This is a genomic window from Micromonospora sp. NPDC007230, assembly GCF_042869115.1.
Classification (GTDB): Bacteria; Actinomycetota; Actinomycetes; order Mycobacteriales; family Micromonosporaceae; genus Micromonospora.
The window spans coordinates 1-26,727 of sequence record NZ_JBIAFE010000036.1 but is presented as its reverse complement, the minus strand read 5'-3'; the positions used below and the strand labels follow the sequence as shown (position 1 = coordinate 26,727).

Annotated in this window: 28 protein-coding genes and 1 pseudogene; 6 read left to right on the top strand and 23 right to left on the bottom strand. The window is 69.8% G+C overall.

Going from position 1 to position 26,727, the window contains the following annotated elements; translation table 11 throughout:
- Positions 1–222: 222 nt before the first annotated feature.
- A complete protein-coding gene (locus tag ACFYML_RS33175) occupies positions 223–1,083 on the bottom strand; it encodes a DUF1080 domain-containing protein (protein WP_387424393.1) in 861 nt (286 codons plus the stop codon).
- A 625-nt stretch (positions 1,084–1,708) separates the two neighbouring features.
- Between ACFYML_RS33175 and ACFYML_RS33170 the strand changes: the two genes are divergently transcribed.
- Entirely contained in the window at positions 1,709–2,227 is a 519-nt protein-coding gene (locus ACFYML_RS33170; protein WP_387424392.1) for a pyridoxamine 5'-phosphate oxidase family protein, read from the top strand.
- Between the two features lie 586 nt (positions 2,228–2,813).
- Positions 2,814–3,845, top strand: a complete 1,032-nt coding sequence (locus tag ACFYML_RS33165; protein ID WP_387424391.1) for a glycoside hydrolase family 3 N-terminal domain-containing protein — start codon at positions 2,814–2,816, stop codon at positions 3,843–3,845.
- 203 nt (positions 3,846–4,048) lie between these two features.
- Here the strand turns inward: ACFYML_RS33165 and ACFYML_RS33160 are convergent, their stop codons facing one another.
- Positions 4,049–4,903, bottom strand: coding sequence for an IS5 family transposase (locus ACFYML_RS33160; protein WP_387424390.1), 855 nt, complete (start codon positions 4,901–4,903; stop codon positions 4,049–4,051).
- Positions 4,904–5,118: 215 nt separating this feature from the next.
- Between ACFYML_RS33160 and ACFYML_RS33155 the strand changes: the two genes are divergently transcribed.
- Positions 5,119–5,553, top strand: coding sequence for an ester cyclase (locus tag ACFYML_RS33155; RefSeq protein ID WP_387424389.1), 435 nt, complete (start codon positions 5,119–5,121; stop codon positions 5,551–5,553).
- 18 nt (positions 5,554–5,571) lie between these two features.
- On the opposite strand, the gene ACFYML_RS33150 is transcribed toward ACFYML_RS33155, so the two are convergent.
- The 9 genes from ACFYML_RS33150 to gvpO all read right to left on the bottom strand — a co-directional run bounded on the left by ACFYML_RS33150 (position 5,572) and on the right by gvpO (position 11,368).
- Positions 5,572–6,495, bottom strand: a complete 924-nt coding sequence (locus ACFYML_RS33150) for a LysR substrate-binding domain-containing protein (protein ID WP_387424388.1) — start codon at positions 6,493–6,495, stop codon at positions 5,572–5,574.
- 51 nt (positions 6,496–6,546) lie between these two features.
- On the bottom strand, positions 6,547–7,572 hold the full coding sequence (locus ACFYML_RS33145; RefSeq protein ID WP_387424387.1) for a YeiH family protein: 1,026 nt from the start codon (positions 7,570–7,572) through the stop codon (positions 6,547–6,549).
- A gap of 100 nt (positions 7,573–7,672) precedes the next feature.
- Positions 7,673–8,443, bottom strand: coding sequence for a GvpL/GvpF family gas vesicle protein (locus ACFYML_RS33140; protein ID WP_387424386.1), 771 nt, complete (start codon positions 8,441–8,443; stop codon positions 7,673–7,675).
- A gap of 2 nt (positions 8,444–8,445) precedes the next feature.
- Entirely contained in the window at positions 8,446–8,883 is a 438-nt protein-coding gene (locus ACFYML_RS33135) for a gas vesicle structural protein GvpA (protein ID WP_357446692.1), read from the bottom strand.
- A gap of 106 nt (positions 8,884–8,989) precedes the next feature.
- Positions 8,990–9,364: a gas vesicle protein GvpK gene (gene gvpK / locus ACFYML_RS33130; RefSeq protein ID WP_387424385.1), complete on the bottom strand. Its 375-nt coding sequence runs from the start codon at positions 9,362–9,364 to the stop codon at positions 8,990–8,992.
- Between the two features lie 28 nt (positions 9,365–9,392).
- Positions 9,393–9,641 (bottom strand): gas vesicle protein GvpJ, encoded by a 249-nt coding sequence (gene gvpJ, locus ACFYML_RS33125; protein ID WP_387424384.1) that lies wholly within the window; start codon positions 9,639–9,641, stop codon positions 9,393–9,395.
- Positions 9,634–10,455: a GvpL/GvpF family gas vesicle protein gene (locus tag ACFYML_RS33120; protein WP_387424383.1), complete on the bottom strand. Its 822-nt coding sequence runs from the start codon at positions 10,453–10,455 to the stop codon at positions 9,634–9,636. Before ACFYML_RS33120 ends, gvpJ (ACFYML_RS33125) begins: the two co-directional genes overlap by 8 nt.
- Positions 10,452–10,928 carry a gas vesicle protein GvpJ gene (gene gvpJ, locus ACFYML_RS33115; protein ID WP_387424382.1) on the bottom strand — a complete coding sequence of 159 codons (477 nt, stop codon included), beginning with the start codon at positions 10,926–10,928 and terminating at the stop codon, positions 10,452–10,454. Before gvpJ (ACFYML_RS33115) ends, ACFYML_RS33120 begins: the two co-directional genes overlap by 4 nt.
- Positions 10,925–11,368 (bottom strand): gas vesicle protein GvpO, encoded by a 444-nt coding sequence (gvpO, locus tag ACFYML_RS33110; RefSeq protein ID WP_387424381.1) that lies wholly within the window; start codon positions 11,366–11,368, stop codon positions 10,925–10,927. The genes gvpJ (ACFYML_RS33115) and gvpO overlap by 4 nt, the downstream gene beginning before the upstream one ends.
- A 199-nt stretch (positions 11,369–11,567) precedes the next feature.
- Between gvpO and ACFYML_RS33105 the strand changes: the two genes are divergently transcribed.
- Complete coding sequence (locus ACFYML_RS33105) at positions 11,568–11,900, top strand: hypothetical protein (protein ID WP_387424380.1); 333 nt, start codon at positions 11,568–11,570, stop codon at positions 11,898–11,900.
- A 46-nt stretch (positions 11,901–11,946) separates the two neighbouring features.
- On the opposite strand, the gene ACFYML_RS33100 is transcribed toward ACFYML_RS33105, so the two are convergent.
- The 9 genes from ACFYML_RS33100 to ACFYML_RS33060 form a co-directional block, all read right to left on the bottom strand.
- Positions 11,947–12,720: a PfkB family carbohydrate kinase gene (locus ACFYML_RS33100; protein WP_387424415.1), complete on the bottom strand. Its 774-nt coding sequence runs from the start codon at positions 12,718–12,720 to the stop codon at positions 11,947–11,949.
- Between the two features lie 118 nt (positions 12,721–12,838).
- Positions 12,839–15,049 carry an Ig-like domain-containing protein gene (locus ACFYML_RS33095; protein WP_387424379.1) on the bottom strand — a complete coding sequence of 737 codons (2,211 nt, stop codon included), beginning with the start codon at positions 15,047–15,049 and terminating at the stop codon, positions 12,839–12,841.
- Positions 15,050–15,319: 270 nt separating this feature from the next.
- Entirely contained in the window at positions 15,320–16,396 is a 1,077-nt protein-coding gene (locus ACFYML_RS33090) for an ADP-ribosylglycohydrolase family protein (RefSeq protein ID WP_387424378.1), read from the bottom strand.
- A complete protein-coding gene (locus ACFYML_RS33085; RefSeq protein ID WP_387424377.1) occupies positions 16,393–17,406 on the bottom strand; it encodes an ADP-ribosylglycohydrolase family protein in 1,014 nt (337 codons plus the stop codon). The genes ACFYML_RS33090 and ACFYML_RS33085 overlap by 4 nt, the downstream gene beginning before the upstream one ends.
- Positions 17,403–18,305, bottom strand: a complete 903-nt coding sequence (locus tag ACFYML_RS33080; RefSeq protein ID WP_387424376.1) for a carbohydrate ABC transporter permease — start codon at positions 18,303–18,305, stop codon at positions 17,403–17,405. Before ACFYML_RS33080 ends, ACFYML_RS33085 begins: the two co-directional genes overlap by 4 nt.
- 12 nt (positions 18,306–18,317) lie before the next feature.
- Positions 18,318–19,238 carry a carbohydrate ABC transporter permease gene (locus ACFYML_RS33075; RefSeq protein WP_387424375.1) on the bottom strand — a complete coding sequence of 307 codons (921 nt, stop codon included), beginning with the start codon at positions 19,236–19,238 and terminating at the stop codon, positions 18,318–18,320.
- 6 nt (positions 19,239–19,244) lie between these two features.
- Positions 19,245–20,678, bottom strand: coding sequence for an N-acetylglucosamine/diacetylchitobiose ABC transporter substrate-binding protein (gene ngcE / locus ACFYML_RS33070; protein ID WP_387424374.1), 1,434 nt, complete (start codon positions 20,676–20,678; stop codon positions 19,245–19,247).
- 18 nt (positions 20,679–20,696) lie between these two features.
- Positions 20,697–21,449, bottom strand: coding sequence for a sugar isomerase domain-containing protein (locus ACFYML_RS33065; protein ID WP_387424373.1), 753 nt, complete (start codon positions 21,447–21,449; stop codon positions 20,697–20,699).
- Positions 21,446–22,423 (bottom strand): MurR/RpiR family transcriptional regulator, encoded by a 978-nt coding sequence (locus ACFYML_RS33060; protein WP_387424372.1) that lies wholly within the window; start codon positions 22,421–22,423, stop codon positions 21,446–21,448. The genes ACFYML_RS33065 and ACFYML_RS33060 overlap by 4 nt, the downstream gene beginning before the upstream one ends.
- Positions 22,424–22,543: 120 nt before the next feature.
- Here ACFYML_RS33060 and ACFYML_RS33055 point away from each other — a divergent pair, with 120 nt between their 5' ends.
- Positions 22,544–23,593, top strand: coding sequence for an N-acetylglucosamine kinase (locus tag ACFYML_RS33055; RefSeq protein WP_387424371.1), 1,050 nt, complete (start codon positions 22,544–22,546; stop codon positions 23,591–23,593).
- A gap of 97 nt (positions 23,594–23,690) precedes the next feature.
- Here the strand turns inward: ACFYML_RS33055 and ACFYML_RS33050 are convergent, their stop codons facing one another.
- Together ACFYML_RS33050 and ACFYML_RS33045 are read right to left on the bottom strand one after the other, a co-directional pair.
- Complete coding sequence (locus tag ACFYML_RS33050; RefSeq protein ID WP_387424370.1) at positions 23,691–24,719, bottom strand: alpha/beta fold hydrolase; 1,029 nt, start codon at positions 24,717–24,719, stop codon at positions 23,691–23,693.
- A 121-nt stretch (positions 24,720–24,840) separates the two neighbouring features.
- On the bottom strand, positions 24,841–25,761 hold the full coding sequence (locus ACFYML_RS33045) for an SDR family oxidoreductase (RefSeq protein ID WP_387424369.1): 921 nt from the start codon (positions 25,759–25,761) through the stop codon (positions 24,841–24,843).
- Between ACFYML_RS33045 and ACFYML_RS33040 the strand changes: the two genes are divergently transcribed.
- Positions 25,760–26,344 (top strand): TetR/AcrR family transcriptional regulator, encoded by a 585-nt coding sequence (locus ACFYML_RS33040; protein ID WP_387424368.1) that lies wholly within the window; start codon positions 25,760–25,762, stop codon positions 26,342–26,344. The two genes, ACFYML_RS33045 and ACFYML_RS33040, sit on opposite strands and share 2 nt — an antisense overlap.
- 100 nt (positions 26,345–26,444) lie before the next feature.
- Here the strand turns inward: ACFYML_RS33040 and ACFYML_RS33035 are convergent.
- Positions 26,445–26,727: pseudogene (locus ACFYML_RS33035) on the bottom strand (amylo-alpha-1,6-glucosidase); the annotation flags it as partial.

The window sequence follows — 26,727 nt, the reverse complement described above, 5'->3', positions numbered from 1 at the left end:
CACCAGCAGCCCGGAGCCGATCACCCGGCACGGGCGTACGTGTATCTGGCCTCGCCTCCGCCGGCTCCCCGGGCCGCCCACAAACCCCGCCTCCAGCCATCGCGCCCGCCGTCGCCCCATTCGCACCGAGATGACCCCCCACCCGGTGCGTGCGCCGCGGTGATCCGCCGAGCAGGTTGGGCCGGCGGATCACCGCTGCCACAAGCAGGCACCCGGCCAGGATCAGCCGAGGTCTCGCACCCGTATGTTGCGGAAGGCGATGACCGAGCCGCCGTCGTGGTTCTGCAGGCCGACGTAGCCCTGCGCGTACTGCCGTCCACTGGTGCCCGGGTCGGTCGGACGGCCCGGGAACGGCAGGCCGGGCACGTTGTCGAACTCGTTGATCACCACGCCGTTACGGATCACGGTGTAGTGCTGGCCGACGACCCGGATCTCGAGGTCGTTCCAGACCCCCTTGTCCGTCGAGCGGGCCTGGGCGAGGTTCAGGTCGGCGAACCCGTACACGGATCCGGTCTTCCGCGGGTCGTTGCTGCCCATCTCCGGCGAGTCGTTGATCTGGATCTCGTGGCCACAGTTCACCGCAACCCATGCCGGATCGCTCGTTTTGCACTGGGGGTTGGCGGCCGGGTCGACGCCGGGGAACCGCACGAAGATGCCGCTGTTCGATCGCGCGTTCGCGTCGCCGCCCCGCTCGTCGCGGAACTGCAGGCGCAGTGAGAAGTCGCCGAACTGGGCGGCCCGGTACCAGAGCATGCCGAGGCCGCCGCCGGTGGGCGAGTTGGTGGTCACCATCGACCCGTCGTCGCGCAGGGCGAACCCGCGGCCGCCGACGTAGCCCCAGTTCGCGTACGACTCGGTCGTCCCGTCGAACAGGCTGACGTAGCTTGTCGTCTTACCCACGTCGGAGTGCGCCGCGGCTTCGGTCAGCGTGGCGGCCTCCGCTGTGGTGATCACGTCGGTGCCGACGAGATCGCGTGCGATGTGGGTCACGTGCGCCACGAACCCGCCGTGGCTGGCCCAGGCACGCTCGTCGTCGATCAGGTCGTTGATCGAACAGCCGCCGTCGACGGTCCGGTTCGCCATGCCGCTGTCGTAGTCAAGAAAGCGGACGGTTGGCCGGCTGTCCGGCGCGACGCACGACGATAGCGATGCAGTGGCCGGCGCCGCCGCGAAACCGCCGCTCAGGACCGCCGCGGCGAGGAGCGCCGTGCCCGCGAGGAAACGTTTCCTGCTACCCACGCTGAACCTCCTTGTCTCGCCGATCGGGGCGGCGCTGCCGGTTTCGCTCGTCAGCGGTCCGTCTGCATCGGCCTCTCGTTCCCCGCGAGGTCTCGGGGCCTCCCGGGGGCGCTACATGACAAGTGCTCACCCGAACCTAGGTTCTTTCCATCGAGACATCAAGAAGTTTGGTTGCCGTATGCGCGTCTTTTGCTGCGACGACGGAAAGTCGAGCTTCGCGTCGACTTCGCCGATGGCGTGCCCGGCCATCCGGACTGGCGGTGAGCTCCCGGGTGTAGGTCGCGCCGCAATCTCCCCGGCTGGCTCGGGCGCGCCCGCCGCTGCGGCCAGGTGCGTGGAGACGTCCCGCGATTGATCATTGCTACTTGAAGAAGTACGACACAAGGCGTCAGGTTTCTGATCGAACATGGTTTCACCGGTCGGCGTCGTGGTGGACGTGAACCGGTCTTACGAATAGATAAGGACCTCGATGCGCGAAACGCCGGAAGATCTCAACGGGCTCCAGGACCTCCTGGACTCCTCCCTGTCCCGCTCCACCTCGCATCTCCGCTCGATCATCGCTGAGCGCACCCTGACCGCGGAGCAGCTCACCCAGGTGCTCACCGGCATGTGCACGCTTGCCCTGTCCACCGTGACGGCGAAGGGCGAGCCGCGGATCAGCGGCGTGGACGGGCATTTCCTACACGGCAAGTGGCATTTCGGGACGGCGCGCACCGCCGCCAAGGCCCGCCACCTCGCCGCCCGTCCGGCCGCCAGCGTCGCGCACATGCGTGGCGAGGACTTGGGCGTGTTCACGCACGGTACGGTGGAGATCCTCAACCCTCAGGACAGCGAGCCTGCCGCGGACTGGCCAGACCTGCTCACGTACCTGAAGGACTTCTACGGCGACGGCGCCTTCGACTGGGAAAACGACGTGGTCTTCTACCGGCTGCACGCGCACTGGATGACCGTCTACGCCCCAGACGTCGACAAGCTCACCGCCAAGTGACGACGAAACCTGAGCAGGCCTCCGGCCCCGGCCGGGAGAATCCACCCGGCGAGGCTTCGCCGGTGTCCCCAGCCGGGGGAAGGTTCAGCTCAATGGCCGCGTAGAGCGATGATGTGGGCGACTGGTCACCGACGGATATCCCGCACATACTGGTTATGGATAGAGCCGCCGCACGGGGTCCGGTGACACCGGGAGGCACCCATACCGGCAGGCGCAGCGCTGGCGATCGCCGCCGGAGCGGATGCACGTTCATCGTCGCCACCGGATGAGATCGGGACACCGCAGATCGGTCACCGTCGACTGATCGTCGGGTCCGCCAGGCGCGCCGGGATCGTGCTACGCGGAGGTGGTCATGTACCCACCGGCGAAGGTTCGCACCGTTCTGGCGGCCGGGGCGCTCGGCCTTGCCATGGTCGCCTGCCAGGCCTCACACGCCCCCACGCCCGGGCCGTCCGCCCCTGATACGACCCGCTCAATCTGGCCCGCGCCTGGTGGGTCGGGTGGCGGGTGGGTGGCATCGCCGTCCGCATCGACCGCGCTACTGCCCACGCAGGCCCCGGGCACGTCACCCGCGCCGGTACCGTCCGTGCCGGAACCGACCAGGTCGGCCGGCCTGACCAGGTGGCAACTGGCCGGGCAGCGAATCATCTACTCCTACCCCGGGTTGACCCCACCGGCGAGCCTGCTGAGGATCATCCGCGCCGGTGAGGCCGCCGGGGTGATCTTCTTCGGGGAGAACATCGCCAGCACCGCCCAGATCAGCTCGGTGACCGCCCAGCTGCGACGAGCCCAGGCGCAAAGCCCGGTCCACGTGCCCCTGCTGCTGATGGTCGACCAGGAGGGTGGCCTGATCCGGCGGCTGCCGGGGGCGCCTGCGCTGTCAGAGAAGCGGATCGGCCAGGCCGCCGATCCGGTGGCCGCGGCGGCCGCGGCGGGCACCGGAGCCGGCCGCACCCTCGCCGCAGTGGGCATGAACGTCAACCTCGCCCCGGTTCTCGACGTCTACTCCACTGCGGGCAACTTCATCGACCAGTATCAGCGCTCCTACAGCGCGAACCCCGGCACCGTCGCGGCTTTGGGGCGGGCGTTCATCACCGCCCAGCAGCGCACCGGCGTGGCCGCCACCGCCAAGCACTTCCCCGGACTGGGATGGGCGGCAACGGCCCAGAACACAGACACCCGGACGGTCACCCTGTCCCAGTCGCTGGCCACGTTGCGCGGCACCGACGAGTTCCCGTACTCCGCCGCCGTCGCCATCGGCGTCGACCTCGTCATGGTGTCCTGGGCCATCTACCCGGCGCTGGACCCGAACCGCCCAGCCGGCCTGTCGCCGACAGTGGTCAGGCAGGAACTGCGCGACCGCCTCGGGTTCACCGGGGTGACCGTCACCGACGCCCTGGAAGCCGGTGCGCTGGCCCCCTACGGCACCACCGGCCAGCGCGCGGTCGCCGCCGCAACCGCCGGCATGGACCTCATCCTGTGCTCCGCCCGTGACGTCAGCCAGGGCGAAGCCGCCACCGCCGCCCTGGTCAACGCCCAGACCGAGGGCCAGCTCGACGCCGCCGGCTTCATCGCCGCGGCGGATCGGATCGCCGACCTGCGGGCCCGTCTCCACTGACCGTCTGGTGAGGCGGCCGTCCGACGTGGCTCCGCTCGCCCGAACCGGCCCGGGAACGACCCGAGCACTCCCAAGTCAGGTTCGCGGGGCCGGCCCAAGTCAGCCGGCGGACCGCCGAGGACGCCGGGGTTGAGGATCCAGGACGGGTCGAGCGTGGGCGGCGGGCCACATGCGGGCTGGCTAAGAGCGACCGGCAATTGGTGTTACCTGAGCCTGCGGGTGGTGGGTCGGGTGTCCCAGCGGTAGAGCGTGCGGGCGCGTTGGATGAGTTGACGGATCGTGACGATCGCGGCAGCCAGGTACAGGTAGAAGTCGATGATTGTGGCGTTGCGGTCGGTGCAGCGGCGGATCTTGCCGAAGCCGTTCATCCATGCGTTGGTCCTCTCCACCACCCAGCGTTTGCCGATCTGGACGGGGGCTGGCACGCCCTTGCGGCCGATCTCGGCGTCAAAGCCGATCTCTTCGAGCAGGTCACGGGTTCGGTTGCTGTCGTAGCCGCGGTCCAGGTGTGCGGTGACCCGCTCGGGCCAGTGATGCCGCAACTGGATGCTGCACGCGGCGAAGGTGTCCCGCAGCAGTGGGGAGTCGTGCCGGTTGGCCGGGGCGCCGATGATCCCGAGCGGGATACCGTAGCCATCGACGCCGGTCGAGCGTTTCATGCCGCCTTTACCACGGTCGACCGGGGATCGGCCGGCCCGGTCACCACCGCACGGTGCTTTCGTGATCGCGCCGTCGGCGCTGACATCGGCCAGGTCCAGGCCGATCATCCGGTCATAGGCTTCCAGAGCCAGTTCGTGGACCTGCTCGCCAAGACCGGCCTCGGCCCACGACCGTAAACGGCGACGGATCGTACGGTCCGAGCAGGCATCCGACGCGACACGCTCGTAGCCGGAACCGTGCACCAAAGCGGCGATGACATGCTCAAACACCACCCGGTCAGGGATCCGGCGGCGGTGACAGCCCAGCGGATGCGCCGGATCGAACTCGGGTTGCTCAGCCCGCAGCGCGGCGAACTGGACCCAGACGGGCTCGAACAACGAAGATGGCAGCGCAGGCACGGGACTCCATCGGTCACGAAGCGTAGAGAACTCCGATGATCAATGGACCCGTGCCTGCTTGCTACCTCGGGGTCCCGTCCGCCAGACGCCCTACCAATTGCCGGTCGCTCTAACTTCGCTGAGCCGGCTTGGAAGTCAACAAACGCGGTCGAGTGGCCATTGCACCGCCCTAGGCTCACCGTTGAACCGGCGGTCAACAGCAGGAGGTCACGGCGGTGGGCATCGAGCAGCAGAACATGGAACTGATGCAGACCCTCGACGACGCGTGGAACGCCCAGGACATCGACACGTTCAACAGTCGGCATCATGAGGACGTCGTGGTGCGGTGGCCCGGCAAACCGGAGACGCATGGTCAGCACAACCACGAGGCCGAGGCGAGGGACTTCTTCAAGGCGTTTCCGGATCAGCGGCTAGGCAACCGGCCATACAAGGTCCTGTTCGCCTCGGGTGACTGGACGTGCTCGATCGCGCGCTTCACCGGCACCATGACCGGCCCCATGACCGGCCCGGACGGTAACGAGATCCCGCCCACCGGCAAATCGTTCGACGTCGACTTCTGCACCGTGGCCCGATGGGTCGACGGAAAGATCGCCGGAGAGAACCTCTTCTACGACCTCACCACCTTCATGAAGCAGATTGGGCTGGCGTAGTCCGATTCACCGGAACTGCTATCGCCCCGCGGAAGGAGCAGCGGCGATCGTCAAGAGTTCCGCTGCGAGGGCGGTCGGGGTACGGCCCAGCCACAGCGCGTGCAGCGGACGGGTCAGCGGGAGGCCCTCGACCCGAAGCTCGACCAGTTCTCCCGCCGCGACGGCGGGCGCGGCTGCGCGTGCGCTGATCACACCGATGCCACCACCGGCGCGGACCGTGGAAAGGATCGTGGTGGTCGAGCCGAGGCTGATGGCGTGCGGCAGCGACGGCGCGAAGCCGAGGGCGTGCTCGACCGCGTTCAGGAACGTGTCGCGGGTGCCGGAGCCCGGTTCACGCAGCAGCAGTGGCTGATCGGCGAGGTCGGTCGGCCGCAGTGCGCGCCAGGCGTGCGCGGCGAGCGGATAGCTGGCGGCGACGACCAGGGCGAGCCGGTCGTCGCCGACGATGCGGGCACTCAGGTCTGCGGGGATGTCGGGTGACTCGACGAACCCAAGGTCTACCGCGCCCGAGCGGACGGCCTCGACGACGCCGTGACTGTTCGCGACGTCGGCCGAAATGTCCAGCTCGGGATGGGTGCGGCGCAGGCTCAGCAGCCAGGCCGGCAGCAGGTACTCGGCCACGGTGAGGCTCGCCGAGATCCGCAGCCGCGCCTGCCGGTCGGCGCGCAGCGTCAGAACTCCGTCGGCGAGGTTCTGCGCGGCGTCGATGACGTTGCGCGACCAGGCGACGACCGCCTCGCCGGCGGGCGTGAGAAGGCTCCCGCGTCGCGAACGCACCAGCAGCGGTACGCCGAGCCGGCGTTCCAGCTTCGCAAGCCGCGCGCTGGCGCTGGGCTGGGTGATCCCGTGCGCCTGCGCCGCGCGCCCGACGCTCCCCGTCTCGGCGACGGACAGCAGCAGGTCGAGCGCCGGCAGGTCGCTTATCCAGGGCGGTAGTGGCATCCCGCGCAGTCTGTCACAGGTGGTTGGGTGTTCGGCCCGTCCCGGGCCTCGTCATCGGGCCAGCAGGTATTGCAGGCCCAGGCTGGTCGAGCTGACCGCGGCCCAGAGGATCAGGCCGAGCAGCAGCGGCCGGGCGCCGGCGCGGCGGAGGGCGGCCACGTCGGTGGAGAGGCCGACGGCGGCGAGGGCGATCGCGATGAACAGCAGCGCCACCTGGTGCAGAGCGGCCTGGGCAGCGGTGGGGATGAGTCCACCGGTGTTAAGCGCGGCCACGGCGAGGAATGCGACCAGGAACCAGGGCACCAGAGAGGCCGCGAGCCGGGCCTTCGACATCTCCGGCAGGTCGGCGCGGCGGCGGGTCAGGGTGGTGAGGACGAGGACGATCGGAATGATCATCAGGGTACGGGCGAGCTTGACGACGACTGCGTATCCGGCGGCGTCCTGGCCGTAGGCGCCCGCGGCGGCCACCACCGAACTGGTGTCGTTGATGGCGGTGCCCGCGAAGAGCCCGAACGCGTGCGCGTCCAACCCCAGCGCGTGCCCGAGCGGGGGAAAGACCAGCACGGCGGCCACGTTGAAGAGGAAGATCGTCGAGATCGCGTACGCCACGTCGTTACTCTTCGCCCGGATCGCCGGTGTCGCGGCCGCGATGGCGGAGGCGCCGCAGATACCGGTGCCGACGCCGATCAGCGTGCGCAGATCGCGGGGAACACCGAGCCGCCGGCCCACCGACCAGGCCAGCAGCAGGCACACCCCGAGCGTGCCCAGCATGACCGGCAATGACGCCGCGCTCACCGACAGTACCTCGTCGAGCGACAGTTGAGCGCCGAGAAACACGACTGACAACTGGAGCACCAGGCCCTTGGCGAAGCTCAGCCCCGGCGCCATCGCCTCGGACCGGCGCCGTGCCAACGGGCTCAGCAAGACCCCGACGACAACGGCGAAGACGGGCGCACCGACCACGGGGACCAGCGTGCCGGCCACCGTCGCGGCGAGTCCCAGCAACACCGCCGCGCCGAGCCCGGCGGCCTGGACGGGTGCGCGGCGACGGGTGCGCATCTCAGCAAGAACGATCACCGTTCCAGGCTTCGCCCGCGCGGCGCTCCCCGGTAGAGATCATTCCCAGACCACTGTCATAGGCAGCGCCTATGACCGAACCGGTCGCTGTTGAGGCGTCTCACCATCCCCAGCGGCTGGACGCGGTTCCGCTCGCGGGTATCGTGGGCACGTCGTCCGTACTCTCGGCGAAGTCGAGCGGCGGCAGCGGGCCCACGTACTCGATGGTGTAGCGCTCACCGAGGTCGTCGCGCAGTTCCTCGACGGCTGCGTCGAACTGTTCGAGGTCGTCAGCACGGACCAGGTAGTAATGAGTGAGAAGCGTGACGTCGTCTGCGGTGCGCGAGCCGTGGTCAACGATGAGCGGCTTCAGCCGGCCGGCTACCTGAGCGTCGAGTGCCGCACGCCGCTCGGCCAGTCCCTGGTTCACCTGCTCACCGACGCTGATCTGCGCATTGAGATCCGGCGCGCCGGCCCGGGACTGCCCGACCAGCTGGCGCAACGTCGGCGACGAGGCGAGCAGGTTGCGCAGCTCGGCGTCCTCATCGGCTTTGATCTTCAGTTGCATCTCGACGAGGCCGTCCAGTTGATCAAGCCGCGAGGCGCCTCGCTCGCCGAGCGGCGCCAGGATTTCCGATCGCACCGCGTCGTCGTCTGGGGCGAGCGTCCCGAACCGAACCGGCAGAACCGGCCCACCCTCGATCAGGGTCCGTAGGACGTCGAGGTAGGCGACCGCGTCGGCGTCGCGCAGGGCCTGGTCACCGATCTCGCTCACCGCCGCGGCGACCTGTTCGGTACCCACCAGCCGGACCTGGCCGGCCGGCGTCCCGATACCGGTGACACTCTCGGGCAACGGATGCGCAGGGCGGACCAATCCGTACACGACCAGCACGATCAGCTCTCCCTGTCACTGCCAGTCTGGCGTCCGATCGGGAGCTTGCGCCGCCGGCGCCCCGAGCCCTCGTCTCCCTCACCTTCCTGGTCGTCCCGGTCGCCGTGTACGGAGTCCTTGATCTCGCCCAGGGTGTCCTTGAGACCGCCAAGCGCGCCGCGGGTCTTGGATCGGGCGCCTCCCTCGGTCATCCCTTGGATCATCCCGGGCAGGCCGGTGACCTGTCCCTCGGGTTGAAGGTCGAGGCGGTTGACCGCCTCGGCGAAGCGTAGGTAGGTGTCCACGCTGGCGATCACGATCCTGGCGTCGATGGTCAGTAATTCGATCCCTACCAGCGAGACGCGTACGTACGCGTCGATCACGATGCCCTTGTCCAGGACCAGGTCCAGTACGTCGGCCAGACTGCTTGGGCGGGGAGCGCGGTTCGCTCCGGTGGTCATCATGGTCATCGTTGTCGCTTCTCCTCAATCGCTGGTCGTCCAGGGTGAATTTCGGTCCCGTCGCGGTGTTGCCCTCACCGTTACGGCGTGGCGTATTCGCTGCCGGTCAGCTCGTCCGGTCGGTTCTCGCGAAGGCCACCAACCGGTCGAGGTCCGTCCGGTCGTCTCGTCGTTCCGACTGGCGATCCGCCTGGGCCGTGCGGTCTTCCGGGTCGGCGGTTCCGAATTCACCGCTGGTCGGCGAGTCCTGGAAGATCTCCCGCAACTCGGCGAAACGCCGGTCCAAGGCCAGCAACGCCTGCCCCAACCGCTCCGCCTGCTCCGGGGTCAGACCACCCTCGTCCACCCGGCGCAACGCCTGGCGCTCGAGCAACTGCCGGACCACGTCCAGCAGCACAACGACGAGGCGGCCGAGGCCCGCGCCGGCCTGCTCCGGGTCGATGTTCACCCGGAGCGGCGAATCATTCCGCGACGACGTCATAACGCGAACCTCCTTCCTGGTTGTCCATTCAGGCATTGCCCGGTTCGCGGCCACTTACTCCCCACTGTTCGGGGTCGCCGAGTCCAGCTTGGAAGTCGTCGAGCCGCTGAGCCGAGATGAGCAGCAGGTTGAGGTCCAACCTGATGAGATCGATTCCGGCCAGTGCGATCACCACATCACCGCTGACCACAGCGCCGCGATCAACGATCCGGTCGAGCAGCTCGACCAGGTCGTTCGTGCCGGTGAGCCGGGTGCTCAGCTCACGCCGCTCAGCCACGGTCAGCCGCCTTGAGGTTGGTCACCGAGAATGAGTACGGCGGCCACGGCCCATTGACGCTGAGGGTGTAACCCTCCGTGGCCAGCCGGTCGCCGCATTGGTCGACAGCCTCGATGAACTTCGACCACCGGTCGCGGCGCACCAGGTAGGTCCGGTCCAGGATGTTTCCGCCCCGACCGGTGACGGCGTCAACGGCATGCTCACGCAGTGCCGCGTCCACGTGGGCAGCCAGCACGGCCGAGGCCTCCCTGCGTCGCTGCACGCTTTGCAGCGCCTCGCGTCGCTGCTGAAGGTAGGCCAGGCCAGCCCCGATGCTCGCGGACCGCTCCTCAGCGTCGGCGGCGCTCCCGGCGGGGCTTCCCTCGGGGGTCGGAGTACCCGCTTCGCTGTCAACGGAGTCGTGGCTGCCTGCCGCGGTACTGGTACCGCCGGTAACGCGCACGCCGAACTCGTCACAGCCAGCGACCTTTGCCAACAACCGGCGCAAGTGTTCGCCGCGGACAATCAGCAGATCAAGTAGCGCCCGCCGCTCGGTCACCACCGTGCCCAGCCGCAGCGGTAGCGCGGCACCGGCGGCGTCCGCGGCGGCCCGTACCACCGCGTCATGCCGCCGAGCGAGTTCGCCGAGCAGTGCCGCATCGCCGGACTCGTCGTTGATCGCCGCGAAGCTCTCGGCGGACACCTCGCTGGTCAGCACGCCCAGACCCGATCCGGCGAGGAGCTGGGTCGGTTCGTCGCAGATGCCCGCCATGGTGGGCAGTGCGGCCTCCGCGGGCACGACGGCATACAGGTAGATGCCCTGGTTCGCGGTCACTCCGAACTCCCGGTCCGCATGCGCCGCTCGATCTCGCTCAACCGCTCGCGGAGTGCCTCGTTCTCCGCCCGCAACTGGTCGATGAGCCCGTCTCCACCGGCGCGTTCGCTGCCCAACGCCGCTGCGGATGCCGGCTGCGCGCCACCCCCCTCTCCCGCCCCCTGGGGGGTGGCTTCGACCTCGTCCCGTTGACCTGCTCTCGCCATTGCCTTCTTGTCGGCCTCGACCTGGGCGGCCCGCGAGTTGAGGAAAGGATCATGCAGCCACCAGTCGATGCCCATCTGCCGTGCCGTATCAGCCGACGCGACGAGTAGCCGCACCTTCAACGTCAGCAGCTCGATGTCGAGCACACCCACCACGATGTCGCCGACGATGACCACGCCACGGTCCAAGACCCGCTCCAGGACATCCGCCAGCGAGTCCGAAGCGGGCTGCGCGTATCGCGACCGAGGCGCCGCCAGATTCCCGGTCATGTCTGATCCGTGGCGCTGCGATGGAACCGCCGCAGCCTCTCGTACTGGATGACGTGGCCCTCCTGGTCGACATCCACCCGGTAGGTCGCCATAACGCTGCTGCTCGGGGGAATCCGATCCAGTTCGGTGACGTCGAGGAGGAAGGACCAGCCGTCCTGCTCCGGTCGTGCCCCGCTCAATCTCTCCGGCGTCAGCCCGGTCAACTCCACGAACTCACCCACGGCAGCCCGCGCGACGTCCACCAGGCCGCGGCGGCCGGAGCCGGAATCCTGCCGGTCACCGTCATCACCACGGGACCGCTGTCGCGTGCCATCCGTTTCGGACCGGCCCTCACGATGATCACGCCCGGACTCGTGATCGCGACCGGGACGTCCGTGGGCACCGTCGCCATCAGACTGACCACGGGCACGGTCCTCTTGAACCTGTGCATCTGCCGTCATGAACTAGCCCCTACCCAGCGGGAGGGCCGACGAAAACCGGGGGTGTCCACGTTGGTGCCGGACCGGCAACCGGTCGATCGTTCCCGCCGCCTGGCGCGTACCGGCCCCTTTTCCGGGTACCCAGTACCTACCGATGCGGCGGGCGACAACATTCGAAGTCCGCTGAACGACCCCGGACACGCAGGTGAGGAAGGCAATCATGACCCAGGGTCAGGGCGATACGACGGTGGCCCCCAGGCAAGACCGACCGAAGGAAGAGCAGGACCACAACGATCGGCAGTGGCAGTGGCTGCAGAACCTCCTGTCCGACATGCGGCAGGGCCAACACGACTTCTACGGAGAGCTCATCGACAAGGTCGATAACGACCGATACCCCAGTCCGGCGATGCTCGACACCATCGAACGCGGCCTCCCACCCGAGCTGTACTCCCACTACATCGCAGTACTGATGGACAAGGTGGCCGACTCGAAATACCCAAGCCCGACGCTGCTCGCGCGTCTCCAACGTCTGACGATCCTGCCCGCTCGGTAAGCCCGGGCTATCAGCAGGAGCTGCGGCATCTCGTGGTCGGGCAGCGTCAGCTGCCTTCCGTGCTCGGCGTGGCGGGCAGGTACGCCGTGGCCGCGTGTGGTGCGGTCCGCGCGCCGACCTGGGTGACGGCGTGCGAGCCGGCGGCCACGCCTGCGGCGACCGCGTCAGGGAGGGCGGCGCCGGCGGCGAGAGCGACCGCGAGTGCGCCGACGAAGGCATCCCCCGCCCCCACCGTGTCGACGGCGTCGACGATCGGCGCGGGGCAGTGGCCGGACCGGCCGTCCGAGTCGGCGTAAACCGCGCCCTCGGCGCCGAGAGTCACCACGACGGCGCAGCCGGCTCGGCAGGCAGCCGCAGCGGCGCCGGTCGGCGTGGGGACGACCGCGCCGAGCACCACCTGCGCCTCGGTCTCGTTGACCACGAGTACGTCGAGCGCGGCGAGCACCTCGGCGTCGAGCGTGGCGGCGGGGGCCGCGTTGCACACCAGTCGCGCCCCGGCTGCGCGGGTTGCGGTCGCCAACGCCCGAACCGCCGGTAGCGGTACTTCTAGCTGGCAGACGACAACGTCGCCGGCGCGCAGATCGGCTGCGGCGCGGGCCACGTCGTTGTCGTCGACCGCGCCGTTGGCGCCGGGCGACACGGCGATCATGTTCTCGCCGGCGGCATCGACCAGGATCAGCGCGGTTCCGCTGGGCTCGGTCGGGTCCACCAGCACGCCAGCGACGTCGACTCCTGCCGCGGTGAGGTCGGCCCGCAGGTGACGGCCGTACTCGTCGTCGCCCACCCGGCCGACCATTCGCACCCGGCCCGCACCGGCCAGCCGGGCAGCGGCGGCAGTACGCGGTGCGGGGCGGTCCGGGCGGTGCCACGCAGCACTCTGCCGCCGGGGTCCCGGCGGCAGAGTGCTGGCGGGATGAGTGACTACCTACCTGCGCTGGCTACCAGACGACCTCCCCCGCCTGGGCCAGATCTTCAGACGAGGCCCAGTAGTAGCCCGGTGCAACGATCCGGTGAATCGCGAAGCCGGCCGTGCCGCTGGCCGCCGTCTGCGGAGCGGACACACCGCTGACCCGGCCGCTGGCGTCGGCGGACATCCACAGATACTGGCTGGCCGACTTGGTGAAGCGGCCCTCCACCTTCGCCGGCACGCCGGCACCGGTACGCGCGTCGACGACCTGGGCCGTGATCCGGATCGTTCCGTCCGCCAGGGTGGTCGCGGCTTCCCGGACCACCATCGGACGCAGATTGCTCCGCTCGGTACGGGCCGAGGTGACGGCGGACGGCGGTCCTTCGTTGCCCTTCATGTCCACCGCGGTGACTCGGTAGTAGTACCGCTTGTTGGCCAGCAGGCCAGTGTCGGTGTACCCCAGGCCGTGGGTGCGTCCGACCAGATTTCCGGGCACCACCGCGACGTCGTGGCTCTCCGAGCGGTAGACGTTGTAGTGGTGCACCTCGCCGTTGTCGTGGGCGCGCCCGTACCGCAGGTCAACGCGGCTGAAATCCACGGTGCTCGCGATCGGTGCGCTGCTGACCGCGGTCGGTGCCTGTGCGTCGACCGGCATCGGGGGCAGCAGCCCACCGGGGGCCCAGGTGGACGGCAGATCCAGGAGAGAGTCGTAGTGGTGCATGGCGACGCCGCCGAATCCGGGGCTGCCGGCGAACTGGTCGTAAACCTTGGCCACTTCGGTCTCCAGGCCGGCCCGGCCCTCCTCGCTGAACGTCACCCATTCCGGGTCACCGCCCACCGCGACCAGGTCGATGGTCTCCACCCCGACCAGCACCGAGCCCGGCTTGCCGATCTGCTGGGCGTACGCCACCTCGGTGGCCGCGTCCCGCACAATCGCCTCAGCGGTGTCCCGGTAGTCCATCAGCGACACATAGTCGGAGATGTCCTGGAAGTGCTGGGCCATCGTCTTGGTGACGCCGTGCCAGGTAACCGTCTCGCTGTCCAGCCAGACCGGCATCGCCGGGCCGAACAGAATGCCGGTACCGGAGGCGTCGCGCCGGTCGATCAGAGTCTGCAACGTGTCCAGCCACTGCAACTGAACGAATGGTCGGTCGTCGATGTAGCTGGGCCCGATGATGTACGGCTCGATGTCCACGTTCACGCCGTCGAAGCGCTCCGCCGGGGCTGAGGACAGGTTGAAGTTGAGCACCTTCTCCATCTCGCGCACCGCATGGTCCCGGTAGCGCCACAGCCCACCGAGGAACGGCGGCCGGGTGCCGCCGGCGATCAGGGCGTGCACCTTGTACCCGCGGTCGTGCGCCCAACGGAGCAGGTCGCGCACCTGCGGCCGCATGTCCTCCAGCATGTTGTTGTCCCAGCCGCGGTCCACGCCGAAGTAGATGGTCTTGATCGGACGTGAGTTGAACGTGGCGGTGTCCGTGGTCAGCGCTTCCAGCACCGAGCGCGCGCCTGGGTTGTTGACCAGGTTGTACGACGACTCCTCCCACATCCACATCGCCCGGTCCTGGGCATGCGGAACAACGGGGGCGGGGGCGCCGCCGTTGAGCGACACGTACTGCGGGTGGGAGGTGCCGACGTTCCCGCGGCTGTCGGTGGCCCGGGCCTCGATGCTGGCCATGGTGTCACCGAACGGGCGCGGGTCCAGCGGGTAGCGGTATTCGCCGCCGACCAGCTCCGCCGGCTGCCACGCGTTGCCGTTGACGCGGATCTCCACGCGCCGGATGTCGTTGCGGCCGGTGGCGCTCACGGTGACCGTGGTGGGTTCGGTCACGCTGCTACCCTCAGCCGGCGAGGTCACCGTCACGGTCGGCTTGTTGGCCGCCGGGTTGTCGACGTGCATCAGCACCCAGCTCGACCAGACACCGTAGCGGGTGACGTCGCTGATACCCAGTACGGCGATCTCCAGGTCGCCGTCGTACGGCCTGGTGTCCAGGTCGTAGCTCCAGTTGCCGGAATCGTCGTTCTCCGGGTCGGTCATGCGGACCCGGTCCATCCGTTCGCCGTTGACGACGATGTTCAGGTCATAGAGACCGTGGTAGCTGCCGCTCACTCGAACGATGCCGACCGGCAGCTGGTCGTCCGTGTGGTGCGAGTCGATGCTGACCGCGCCCTCGTCCGCGGCGGCGGCCGGCGCGGACGGACCGACGGCCATCGCGGCGAGTGCGACGACGAGGGACGCCACCGCTGCCTGGGCACGGCGGGCACGGCGACGGATCAGGCCGCTGCGACGGCGTCGCCGAGTGGGTGCGGTTGGAAGCGTCTGGTCGGGTGGGCGGATGGCGGAGGGGTTCATTGGGCTGCCCTTTCTCGCGTGCGGTACATCGGACAGGTGATGGGTCAGGGGTCCGCTGCGGCATCGTGTCGAGGTGAGAGACTCCGGCGGCCCGGTGGGCCTCGACCTGGGCGACGGCTCTGCACAGTCCTTGGCAGAAGGACTTTGCCGGGTCGTGGATCAGACGTCGCCGGCTTGGTAGAGGCGGTCGGCCACCTCCACCAGGTCCAAGCCGGCCGTCTCGGGCAGACAGCATCCGATGAGCCGCCGGCATGCCTGCCCCCAGGCGGCAGGCAGCGCGTCGTACCCGGCCAGCGCGCCGCACAGCGCGCCGGCCAGCGCAGGAGCCGAATCGGCGGTGCGGGCCACGCAGGCCGCCGCGGGTACGGCCTCGGCCAGCCGGCCCCGCGCGGCGGCGACAGTCGCGAATGCCACCGCGAGGGTGTCCGCAGCAGCCACTCCGTAGGCGTAGACGTGGTCGAGTACCTGCTGGTCGAGGGCGGGCACGAGGGCGAACGCGCCGTCGGCCGGGTCGGCCAGGGCGAGTGCCGCCCGTACGTCCCGGCCCACGGCAGTGTCCGCGGGCAGTTCGGCTGAGGCGGCCGCCAGCGTCCGCTCCAGGTCCCCGTCCGTGGCGATGGCGACCGCTACCGCCGCAGCCACCGCTCGGGCCGCGTGGACGCCGTCGCCGGATTGGGTCACCGCCGCGTCGGCCTCGGCGAGCGTCGCGGCAACTGCCGGGGCGCCGGGGTAGCGGGCGCCGATGGCCACTGCCCGGATCGCCGCCGCGTCGTCGAAGTGGTGCGGGTTGTCGTGTCCGCTGGCCGGTGGGTCGATGCCGCGGCGCAGGTTCTCCAGCGCGGTGCGTACCGAGATCCGTCCCCACAGGGACGGCTCCTCGGCCCGCAGCGCCAGTTTCCGCCAGGCCGCCATCAGCGCCTCCCGGTCGCCGACTACCGGATCGGCGGTCGAGTCCTGACCGGCGCCGCCTAGCAGGGCGGTCGCGGTGAAGGCGGCCCATTCGGCATCGTCGCCGGGCCCGAGCAGCAGCGGTCCGACCGGCTGGTTGAGGGCGAACGGAACCGGGAGCGTGGTGAGGCCCCGTTCGTCGGCGTACCGGTCGAGCGTCGGCCGGCTCCGTCGGATCCAGTCGACCATCAGGTGCGAACGGTGCCAGCCCGCGGGCCAACCCGCGGCGTCGCCGATCGCCAGGCCAACGAGGGCACCGCGTACCCGGTCGCGCACCTGCCTGGTCATGCCGTCCACATCCCGTCGCGAAGGGCGGCTGCGGCAACGAGGTCGGCGGCGTCCGTCGGGTGCCGGCCGACGACGTCGTCGACGCAGGCCCCGGTCAGTGGCCCGATCTGGTCGGCCCAGCGGGTGGGGACAGCGTCCCGGCCGCGCCCGGCGCCGGCCAGCGCTCCGGCGATCGCGCCGATGGTGTCGGCGTCCCGGCCGAGGTTAACCGCGTTCACCACGGACTCCTCCACGTCGCCGTCTGCGGCGAGATAGGCCCCGACGGCGAGTGCGACCGCTTCGGGGGCAAGGTCGGAAAACGGGTAGAAGCGGGGTACCACCGCGTCGTGCAGTGCTTCGGTCAACGCGTCCCCGCGGGCACCGCCGGCCGCCACCTCCGTCGCCCGGGCCAGGGTGCGGGCGAGCCAACTGTCGGCCGGTACCGCCGCGCGGGCCGCCTCGGCCACGCGAGCGGGCGCGGCCCCGGTCATCGCGACCGCGACGGCGGCCGCGACGGCACAGCCGCCGTGGATGCCCTCACCGTCCATCGACACCGTCCCGTCGACCATGGCCAGCCGGGCGGCCATGTCCGGCTGGCCGGCGGCGTAGACCCCGTACGGTGCCGCGCGCATGGCCAGCCCGTCGCTCCACGAGTGCCGATGCCGTCCGGTGTGCGGCGGGTCCCAGCCGCGCGCCAGGTTCAGCACCGCAGCCAGTTCGCTGAAGCCGGCCGCGCCGAGCGTCTCGCGGGGCACCAGCGCCGCACGCCACGCGTCGGCCACGTGCGCCGGGCTCAGGTCACGGCCGTGCCGGTCGAGCAGGATCGCGACGAAGACGGCGTACTCGGTGTCGTCGGTGCCACTGACCTGGCCGTCGGCGTCCGGCAGCAGTTCGGTCAGCCGCCCGAACTCGGCGCGGATCTGCGCCGGTTCCAGAGTCTCCACGGGGCGGCCGAGCGCGTCGCCGACGGCGAGCCCGAGCAGGCAGCCGCGGGCTCGGTCGGCGAGCACGTCGTGTGAAAGGCTGCTCATCGGATCGCTCCGGCGGTCAGCCCGACTTGGATGTGGCGCTGGAAGACCACGTAGACCACCAGCACCGGCAGCATCGCGATGACCACACCGGCGAACATGGCGCTCCAATCACTGCGGTATCCCTGGTTCACCGCGAGTGCGGCGAGACCCTGTGCCAGCACCTGCCGATCCGGGTTCGGGTTGAGCACGACCGGCAGCAGGTACTGGTTCCACAGACCCAGGAAGTTGAAGATGGCGACGCTGATCAGCCCGGGTTTGGCCATCGGCAGCATCACGCGGAAGAAGGCCACCTCGTGGGAGGCGCCGTCGATGAAGGCGGCTTCGGCGATCTCGTTGGGCAGGGAGCGGAAGAAGCCGGTCAGGAAGAACACCGTGAACGGCAGTGCGTACGCCGTGTAGACCAGGATCAGCCCCTGGTATGTACCGATCATGCCGAGTTGGTCCACGACGAAGAAGAGCGGCACCAGGGCGAGGAAGACCGGGAAGGTCATGCCACCCACGAAGAGGTAGTAGACGACCCGGTTTCCGGGGAAGTCGTAGCGGGCGAGGGCGTAGGCCAGCATTGATCCGAGCAGCATGGTGAGCACCAGCGCGCAGCCGACCACGATGACGCTGTTGAGGAAGAACTGCCCGAGATCGGCCTGGTTCCAGGCGCGGGCCCAGTTCTCCCACCGTGGCGTCGCGGGCAGCCGCCACGGGCTGTCGAAGATCTCCGCGTCGGTCTTGAACGAGCTGACCACCGCCCACAGCAGCGGGAGGACGACCAGCGCCGCCCAGACCACCAGGAAGGCGTGCGAGAAGGCGTTGAGGAGGCCCGGTATGCGCCGGCGCGGGAGCTGGGGCGGACTGGTCGCTCCCGGTGCGCTGGCCCGGGCGACGGGCTGTTGGGTCAGGGTCATGACTGATCCGTCTCAGTACTCGATGCGTTCGCGCCGGGTGAACCGCAGGGTGAGGGCGGCCAGCGCGAGGGTGAGGAAGAACATCGCAACCCCCATGGCCGAGGCGTAGCCGAAGCGGCCGTAGACGAAGGCGTTGCGCCACAGGTTCAGCCCGAGCACTTCGGTGGCGTTGTCGGGGCCACCGCCGTTGAGCCCCACCGTCAGGATCTGTACGAGGGCGAAGCCGTCCATCGCCAGGATGCCCAGGTAGACGTAGGCGACCTGCACGGTGTCCCACAGCAGCGGCAGCGTGATCCGGCGGAACGTGACGAACCGGCTGGCGCCGTCCATCGCCGCCGCCTCCAGGATGTCCCGGGGAATCGACTGCATGGCGGCGGAGAAGAGCACCACGTAGAAGCCGACCGATCCCCACACCATCACGGTCATCACGGCGGGCAGGGCGAGGGACGGTACGGCCAGCCAGGGCCGCGTGAGCGAGCCCAGCCCCACCGCGTCGAGGGCTCCGTTGAGCAGGCCCGAGTTGGGGGTGTAGACGAACTGCCAGAGCACCGCGACGATGGAGACCGCCAGCAGCTGCGGGAAGAAATAGACGATCTTGTAGAACTTCGCGCCCGGTACCCCCTGGATCGCCGCCCGGCCACCACGGCCGGCGAGGTTGAGCATGGAGGCCAGGAAGAGCGCGATGCCGATGGTGGCCAGTGGCACGACGAGTAGCATCAACGCGTTGTGGCGCAGCGCCGTCCAGAACAGCGAATCACCGGCGAGCCGCGCGAAGTTGTCCAAGCCGACGAACTTCTGTCGGGCGGAGACGCCGCGCCAGTCGGTCAACGCCAGATAGAACGCCTGGACGTACGGCGAGATCACAAACACCGCGTAGAGTGCCAGGCCGGGTAGGACGGACCAGGCCAGGAACCGGTACTTGCCCTGCCGCATGGCTGCCTACCGCTTGTGCTTCGTGATGGTGCTGTCCTTGGCCACGTCGTCGGCCGCCTTCTGCATCCGGTTGATCCAGTCGCCCGGCTTGATGCGCTTGGTGAGCAACTCGCCCGTCGCGTTCGACACGGCGGTGCCCATGGTCGGGTACCACTCGCCGAAGTTGAGCGAGACGACGTCCGATCCCGCCGCCGCCACCATGGCCGCGACGGAGGCCAGGCCGGAGGTCATCTGAACCCCCTCCGTGCCCCCGGCGGTGCTGGGCAGGGTGGCCGCCAGCTCCGCGAACTTCTTCGCCGCCGGCCTGGACACCAGAGTGCGCAGGAACTCCATGGCGCCGTACGGGTTCTTGGCCTTCGTCGGCACGATGAACGACTCGCTCGCGGCGCCCTGGATCGCGGTGCCCGGCAGCTTGTCCGAGCTGGACAGGGCGGGCATCGGGGCGACCACCATGTCGAAGCCGGCCGGGGTCACCGCCTTCTGCTCACTCTCCAGCCACGAGCCGCACGGGATGAACGCGGCCTTCCCCTGGCACCACGCGTTCTGCGCCTCGGTGTGCGACAACGCCTCGGATCCGGGCAGGAAGAAACCGCGGTCGACGAGTTGGTAGATCGCCTCGACGGCGGCGACCATCGCCGGGTCGCGCCAGGCGTTCGGCTCGAGGTTGTCGAGCTTCGCCATGAGGTCCGTCCCGCCGGCCTTCATGGCCATCGAGAACAGCGGGTCGTTCATGTACTCGGGATACTTGCCCTGGTAGGTCCACGGCGAGATACCGGACTTCTTGATCTCCGCGCAGAGCGTGAGCATCTCGTCCCAGGACTTCGGGTACGTCCACCCGTTCTTCTCGAACAGAGGCTTGGAGTACCACAGGCCGTACACGGTGTAGGCGATGTTGAGCTGGTAGCAGGTGCCGTCGGTGCTGCCCTTCGCCACCACGCCGGGCAGCAGGGTGTCGCGTACGGTCTTGCTCTTGTCGTCGATCGACGGCGAGTCCAGCACCTCCTTGAGATCGCGCAACTGGCCGTCGGCGATCAGCGACGCGATGTCGAGCCGACCGGCACCGGTGTTGTCGATGACGTCCGGCGGGTCGCCCGCGACGAACCGTGGGCGCAGCACGTCGCCGACCTTCTGGATCCCCTGGTGGTTGATCTTCACCTTGGGGAACCGCTGCCGGAACAGTTCCTCGTCGAACTTCGCGTACTCGTCGCTGTAGCCACCCTTGAAGATGACGATTTCCAGCGGCTTGTCGGGCGGGGCTCCCAGCGGATTGGCGTCGCTGGTCGAGCCCCGGTCGGCGGTCGTCGTCTTGTCGTCGCCGGCACCGATGGCGCAGGCCGCGAGCGATCCGGTCACGGGTGCGGCGAGCAGCGCCGCGGCGATCGCCCGACACAGGGTGCGGCGGGACTGCACCACGTGGGGCAGCAGGTGGGATGTGGTCATGACAACCTCGCTTCGTAGTCAGGCGTTGCGGCGAATCCGGCCGGCATAACGCGCCTCTAGTTCGTGGTTGTGCTCGTCCCCGCCGGGGATGTTGGCGGAGAGGTAGATCGGCGGTCGCTCGCCGGCGGCGAGCAGGCGTTGGACGACCTCGACGACGACCATCTGCGCGAGCGTCGCCGCGGTGACCGAGGAGACAGCGCCGATCGCCCCGCCGCCGGGTAGCGGCAGGATGGCGTCGCCGTACGGCGCACCGTTGTCCAGCACCACGTCGGCGAGGTCCGCCAGACGTTGACCGGAGGGATGACGCGGGGAAACCCGCATGGTGTGCTCCAGGGAGGTGATCGCGATGAGACCGTGACCCCGCTGCTTGACCAGGTGAGCGAGCTCGACAACGACCCCGTTGACGCCGGAGTTGGAGGCGATCACGAAGACGTCTCCCGGCGCGACCGGCGCGAGGGCCATGATTCGTTCGGCCACGGTCGGATCGCGCTCCAGCGTCGGGTCTGCGAGCACGCTGGTCGGCTCGCCGCCGAACAGGACGATGTCGCGCAACGCCAACCGGTTGGTGGGGACGAGCCCGCCGGCCCGCCCGGCGATCTCCATGGCCAACGCCTCCGAGTGGCCGGCACCGAATGCGTGCACCACCTTGCCGCCCTGGATCGCCGCGCTGATCAGATCGGCCGCTTTCTCGATCTCGGCCGACTGGGCGCTGGCCACCCGTGCAAGGCGATCGCTGACCGCGGTGAAATAGGCCTGGCTGGTGAGGGTCATGCTTCCTCCGGCTTCGGTGCGGGCCGCGTGCGGCCGCTGGTATCCCTGCGTCTGCCCCGCCGACCGGCCGAGCGACGCGAGTCGTCAGCCTCCTCGGGGAGTCGATGGCCGGCGACCGCCTCAGCGGTCACTTCGAAGGCCACGCTGCTGCGCTCGAAGGTGCGTTGGGCCAGCACCACGTAGATCAGATCGAGCACCAGCAGTTGCGAGTGGACGGCGGCGAGCGCCTCGGCCCGGAACGTCGTCTCGTGTGCGGCCGTGGTGAGGACCACGTCGGCCACCTCGGCCAACGGCGAGCGCGGAAAGCTCGTCACCGCCACCGTCGTCGCGCCGTGGCTGCCGGCCTCGGCGAGCATCTCGATGATCTCGTGGGTACGTCCCCCGTGGGACAGCCCGATCGCGACGTCGCCGGGACGCAACAGCGCGGCGTTCGTCAGCGCCGTGTGCACCTCCGAGCGTGCCCAGCAGACCACACCGATGCGCTGGAGCCGGAAGGCCATCTCGGCCGCGACGGTGCCGCTGCTGCCGATGCCGAACAGCTCCACCCGCTGGGCCCCGGCGAGCGCGGCGACGACCCGCTCGAGGGACTCGCGGTCGAGCCGGGCGACGGTTTCCTGGATGGCCCGAGTGTCCGCGCTGGCTACGATCTCCAGCACCCGGTCCAGCGGGTCCTGCGGGACGATCTCCCGGCCGATGTCCAGCTCCCAGCGGGCCTGCGCCGCCCGACCGGTCTCGGTCGCGATCGCCACTCGCAGCGCCGCATACCCGGAGAAGCCGAAGACTCGGCAGAACCGGGTGATCGTCGCGGTCGAGGTGCCGCTGCGCTCGGCCAGGTCCACGATGGTGGCCAGCGCGGCCTCGGCCGGATCGGCGAGCAGTTGTTCCGCGACCCGCTGCAGCGCGTCGGGCAGCGTGGGCAGCTCGGTGCGGATCCGCCCGAGTACACCGCCCGTGGGCTCCGTGGCAGCCACCATCAGAGAATTCCTTTCACTACCGTCGGTTGGCAGTGAAAATTACGATCAGGGGGGCCGAATGTCAAGGATCGAGAACATTTTTTTCATGCACCTTGCCTCCATCGGTTAGCGGCCCGCACGATGTCCGCGCTACCGACCACCCGCATCTGGAGGTGCCCCATCGCCGGCAGTCGACCTCTCGTCCTCGGGCTCGACGTGGGCGGCTCGTCCTCGCGCGCCTTGATCACCACCGCCACCGGCGTACCGGTCGGGTACGGACGCGCGGGCGGCGCCAATCCCGTCTCAACGCCGCCGACGAACGCCGCCGCCACGGTGGCGGAGGCTGTACGCGCGGCCCTGGCCGGTGTCGACCCGGGCGCGGTCCGGGCCGCCGTGCTCGGCATCGCCGGTTCCGGCGCGTTCGCCGAGCCGGCCACGGCCGCCGCTTTCCAGCGCGCGTGGGCGGGCCTGGGGCTGCACTGCCCGGTCCAGGTCGTCGGCGACGTGGTCGTCGCCTTCGCGGCCGGTACCCGGCAGCCGTCCGGCACCGTGCTGATCGCGGGCACCGGGGCCATCGCCGCCCAGCTCCACGAACGCACGTTGGTGCGCAGCGTCGACGGCCTGGGCTGGCTGCTCGGCGACGAGGGCTCGGGGTTCTGGCTGGGCCGGGCGGCAGCGCAGGCCGTCGCCAGCGCGCTCTACGCCGGCGGTCCGCCCGGCCCGCTCGCCGTACTGGTGACGCGGCACCTGCTCGGAACAGAGCCCGGAACGGCCACCCGTGAGTGCGCCGACGCGCTGGTACGCACCGTGTACGACCGGCCGCCGACCCGACTCGCCCAGCTCGCACCGCTGGTGGCCCGCGCTGCCGACGCCGGTGACCCGGACGCCAAGGCGATCGTCCGATCGGCCGCCGATCGGCTGGTAGCCTCCGTCACCGCGGTCCGCGAGCGCGCCGACACCACGCCGATCGTGCTCGCTGGCAGTGTCCTCACCGCCGGGCGGATCTTCCAGGACGCGGTCCGCCGACGGCTCACCCGCCGATGGTCGGCGCCGGTGCTCGTCGCGGCGCCGGGCGAGGTCGGGGCCGCCTGGCTCGCCGCGCGGACCCTACCCACCGTTGACGACAATGCCGCCGCGGCGCTGCACGATGCGCTTCGCATGCCCGACCTGACCCCCGCGCCTGCCCCGTGACCGCCGGCCAGGGCGGGCTGCTCAGCCGGCGCGGCGACGCTGGTTGTTGTCCGCTGACGCCTTGTGAAGCCTGCCGATCTGCGCGGCCGGCGGTCGTCTACAGAGCAGCGGAGGCGACTCGTCGCACCGCGTCCACAACCAACTGTGGCTGGCCGTAATGGACGTAGTGGTCGGTCGTGTCGGCGATGACGTGTTGGCCTCGGCTGGACAGGGCGGCCAGGTGGGCGTGATGCTCGAGCGCCTCGCGCGGCTGCCCGGCTGCGGAGATCACGACCACCGGCCGGTCCTGCCAAGCTCCAGGACGCACTGTTGACTGCACCAGGCGGGCGCTGTCCACAGACGCCTCGGCTTCGCTGGCGGCGGCTGCCATGCTGGTGCTCCGATACACGACCGCCGCATGCTCACGTACCGCCTGCGGCGCGCCCGCGGTCGCGGCGATCCCGGGGGCCAGGCGCACCACACCGATCCGCGCGGCGAACCGGAAGGCTGCCATCTGCGCGCGAATGATCGGGGCGCTCGCCTTCAACGTCCCGGTCTCGCGCTCGTCGGTGACGTCCACGAGCACCAGACCCGCGGTCTCGCCAGGCCAACGGTCAGCGAACAGACGCACCACGAACCCACCCAGCGAATGACCGACCAGGACGTACGGCCCATGCTCGCCCGCCTTGTCCAGGAGAGTATGTAACTCTTCGGCCAGCCGCCCGGCGTCGCGCCGACCCGGCCCGGGATCGCTCCACGCATAGCCGCCGCGGTCATAGCTGCACGCCCGGACCCGGACGGTCGCCGAGGCGTCAGTCAGCATCTGTTGCACTGTCGCCCACGTCGTGGACGACTCGCCGAGCCCTGCTTCGAACACCACGGTCGGCGCACTGCCGGTCGACCCGGTGCAGTTCAGGTGCAGCCGGCGCCCCCCGATATCGATCAACCGGCCCGGCGCCGGATGCCGCTGACCGTCACCCCGCCTCGACAGCGTCTCGTAGGTCCAACCAGAGCCGCTGACCACCACGAACACCACTACCAGACCAGCGGCGATCCGCAGCAACACGCGCCGCCAACCCGACCGGACACGCCGGCGAGGCACCGCCATGCCATCAAGACGTTCTTCCACATCCAGGACGGTAGGCAACCGTCATCCCTGCGGCATCGTCCTGCGGTCGCGCGGGCCGTACGACTGGCGTCGCCACCGCCCCACGCCTCGCTCCACCTCCTGGCGGACCCGCTGCTTCCCGACCGCTAGGGGATCACCCCTACGGCCTAGCCGACGCGATGAGGAACTCGTCGAAGGTGCGCGGTGGCTGGCCGGTCAGGTCGCGCACCGTCGACGTCACGGCGGCGAGTGATCCTTCGGCGACTTCGCTCCACAGGCCGACGACGTCGGCGGCGAAGTGGCCGGGCAGCCCGAGGCTGGTCAGCCGGGCGGTCATCTCGGCGGGGGTCAATTCGAGAAGCCCGACGGACAGTTTCGCCGCGATCTGTGCGTGGGTGAGCGCTTCTGGTCCGGTGAGGATGTAGGTGCCGTTGGGCCGGGCCGGTCCGGTGAGCAGTGCGGCGGCGCACGCGGCGATGTCGTGGCAGTCGATGTAGGAGACTCGCCAGTCGCCGGCCAGGCCGATCAGGTCGCCGTTGTCGGTGAACGCTCCGGCGCCGGTGCGGAAGTTCTGCATGAAGCCGCTGGGTTGCAGCAGGAACCAGCCGATCGGGGCTGTTGTGAGGTGCTGCTCGATCTCCCAGTGCGCGCCTTCGGCGAGCTTGCCCCCGGGTTTGGCACCCCAGACGGAGACCTTCACGATCGACTGCACTCCGGCCTCGACGGCGGCGTCGATCGCGGCGATCTGCTGGCGCACCATCGGCTGCGGGCCGTCGACCGGGATCGCGCCGCCACCATTGAGGAAGAGCCGGTCCACGCCGTGCAGGGCGGCGGCGACCGAGTCGGGGTCGTCGTAGTCGGCCACAACGACGTCACATCCGAGGTCTTCGGCGCGGGCGGCGTCACGGACCATTGCGCGGAAAGGCGCTTGCTGCTGCCGCAGAAGGCGTACGAGGTGGCGGCCGATCGAGCCGGTCGCGCCGGTCACCAGGATCATGGACGCTCCCATCGGAGGAAAGTAAACTGAGGGGCCCTCGAAATATAACCCGAGGCACCCTCGACATAGCAAGGCGGATGTCATGACCACCAACCCGGAGCGCAAGCGGCGGCCACGCGCCGACTCGCTGCGCAACTACGAGCGGCTGTTGGCAGCGGCGGAGACCGCGTTCCGGGTGCGGGGCGTCAACGCATCGCTGGAGGGTGTCGCTCGCGACGCGGGAGTCGCCATCGGCACGCTCTACGGGCACTTCCCGAACCGGCGGGCGCTGCTCGGGGCGCTGTTGCGGGAACGCAACGAGGCTTTGTTCGCGCTGGGCGAGGAGCTCATCGCCGAGTCCGCCCGCAGCGCCGACCGCGCCCTGGAACGCTGGATCCGCGCCGTCGTCGAACACGCCGCGGCCTACCAAGGGCTGGCCGCCGAGTTCGTCGGCGGCGCCGACGACGAGGCGTCAGAGCTGCACGCCAGCTGCGTACGCATGGTGGAGATCGGGGAGCGGCTGGTCGGGCAGGCACGGGCGGCGGGCGCGATCAGGGCCGAGGTGCGCGGGCAGGACGTCTTCGCGCTGATGAACGCCGCCGCCTGGTTGCGGGAGAGCGGCTCGGCGCAGGAGGCTGACCGGCTTGTGGCCTTCACGATAGCGGGCATGCGCCGAAGAACCCCGTGACGACGGCGGGCGCTGCCCCGCGGGAGTAATGCCGAACAGGTGGCGGGCGGCGGCCGGCCGACGCCGTGCTGGTCAGCTGCGCGGGTTCGAGACGAAGCAGTTAGCCGAACCGGCCGCGGCCGAAGACGTCGGCCCGCCGCCAGCGCCCGGGTATGCGGCGCAGTTCGATCCGGCCGACCTTACTGGGCACCGCCGGCCTGGTCAGCAGGTGATCTCCGCGCGGTTCCATGCCGAGCATGGTCCGCAGCAACAACAGAGGGGCGCCCGTTGACCAAGCCTGCGGGCTGCACGCGGTGGGGTATTGGACGGGGTAGCGGGTGAGGTGTCGGGGGTATCCGGCGAAGGCTTCGGGTAGTCGGCCGTCGAAGTAGTCGGCGGCGTCG

Coding starts and splice junctions, on each gene's coding strand:
- ACFYML_RS33175 (WP_387424393.1), bottom strand. CDS start 1,083: ATGGCGAACCGGACCGTCGACGGCGGCTGTTCGATCAACGACCTGATC.
- ACFYML_RS33170 (WP_387424392.1), top strand. CDS start 1,709: ATGCGCGAAACGCCGGAAGATCTCAACGGGCTCCAGGACCTCCTGGAC.
- ACFYML_RS33150 (WP_387424388.1), bottom strand. CDS start 6,495: ATGCCACTACCGCCCTGGATAAGCGACCTGCCGGCGCTCGACCTGCTG.
- ACFYML_RS33135 (WP_357446692.1), bottom strand. CDS start 8,883: ATGACCACCGGAGCGAACCGCGCTCCCCGCCCAAGCAGTCTGGCCGAC.
- gvpK (WP_387424385.1), bottom strand. CDS start 9,364: ATGACGTCGTCGCGGAATGATTCGCCGCTCCGGGTGAACATCGACCCG.
- gvpJ (WP_387424382.1), bottom strand. CDS start 10,928: ATGACCGGGAATCTGGCGGCGCCTCGGTCGCGATACGCGCAGCCCGCT.
- gvpO (WP_387424381.1), bottom strand. CDS start 11,368: ATGACGGCAGATGCACAGGTTCAAGAGGACCGTGCCCGTGGTCAGTCT.
- ACFYML_RS33105 (WP_387424380.1), top strand. CDS start 11,568: ATGACCCAGGGTCAGGGCGATACGACGGTGGCCCCCAGGCAAGACCGA.
- ACFYML_RS33090 (WP_387424378.1), bottom strand. CDS start 16,396: ATGACCAGGCAGGTGCGCGACCGGGTACGCGGTGCCCTCGTTGGCCTG.
- ACFYML_RS33085 (WP_387424377.1), bottom strand. CDS start 17,406: ATGAGCAGCCTTTCACACGACGTGCTCGCCGACCGAGCCCGCGGCTGC.
- ACFYML_RS33080 (WP_387424376.1), bottom strand. CDS start 18,305: ATGACCCTGACCCAACAGCCCGTCGCCCGGGCCAGCGCACCGGGAGCG.
- ACFYML_RS33075 (WP_387424375.1), bottom strand. CDS start 19,238: ATGCGGCAGGGCAAGTACCGGTTCCTGGCCTGGTCCGTCCTACCCGGC.
- ngcE (WP_387424374.1), bottom strand. CDS start 20,678: ATGACCACATCCCACCTGCTGCCCCACGTGGTGCAGTCCCGCCGCACC.
- ACFYML_RS33065 (WP_387424373.1), bottom strand. CDS start 21,449: ATGACCCTCACCAGCCAGGCCTATTTCACCGCGGTCAGCGATCGCCTT.
- ACFYML_RS33060 (WP_387424372.1), bottom strand. CDS start 22,423: ATGGTGGCTGCCACGGAGCCCACGGGCGGTGTACTCGGGCGGATCCGC.
- ACFYML_RS33055 (WP_387424371.1), top strand. CDS start 22,544: ATGTCCGCGCTACCGACCACCCGCATCTGGAGGTGCCCCATCGCCGGC.
- ACFYML_RS33040 (WP_387424368.1), top strand. CDS start 25,760: ATGACCACCAACCCGGAGCGCAAGCGGCGGCCACGCGCCGACTCGCTG.
- ACFYML_RS33045 (WP_387424369.1), bottom strand. CDS start 25,761: ATGACATCCGCCTTGCTATGTCGAGGGTGCCTCGGGTTATATTTCGAG.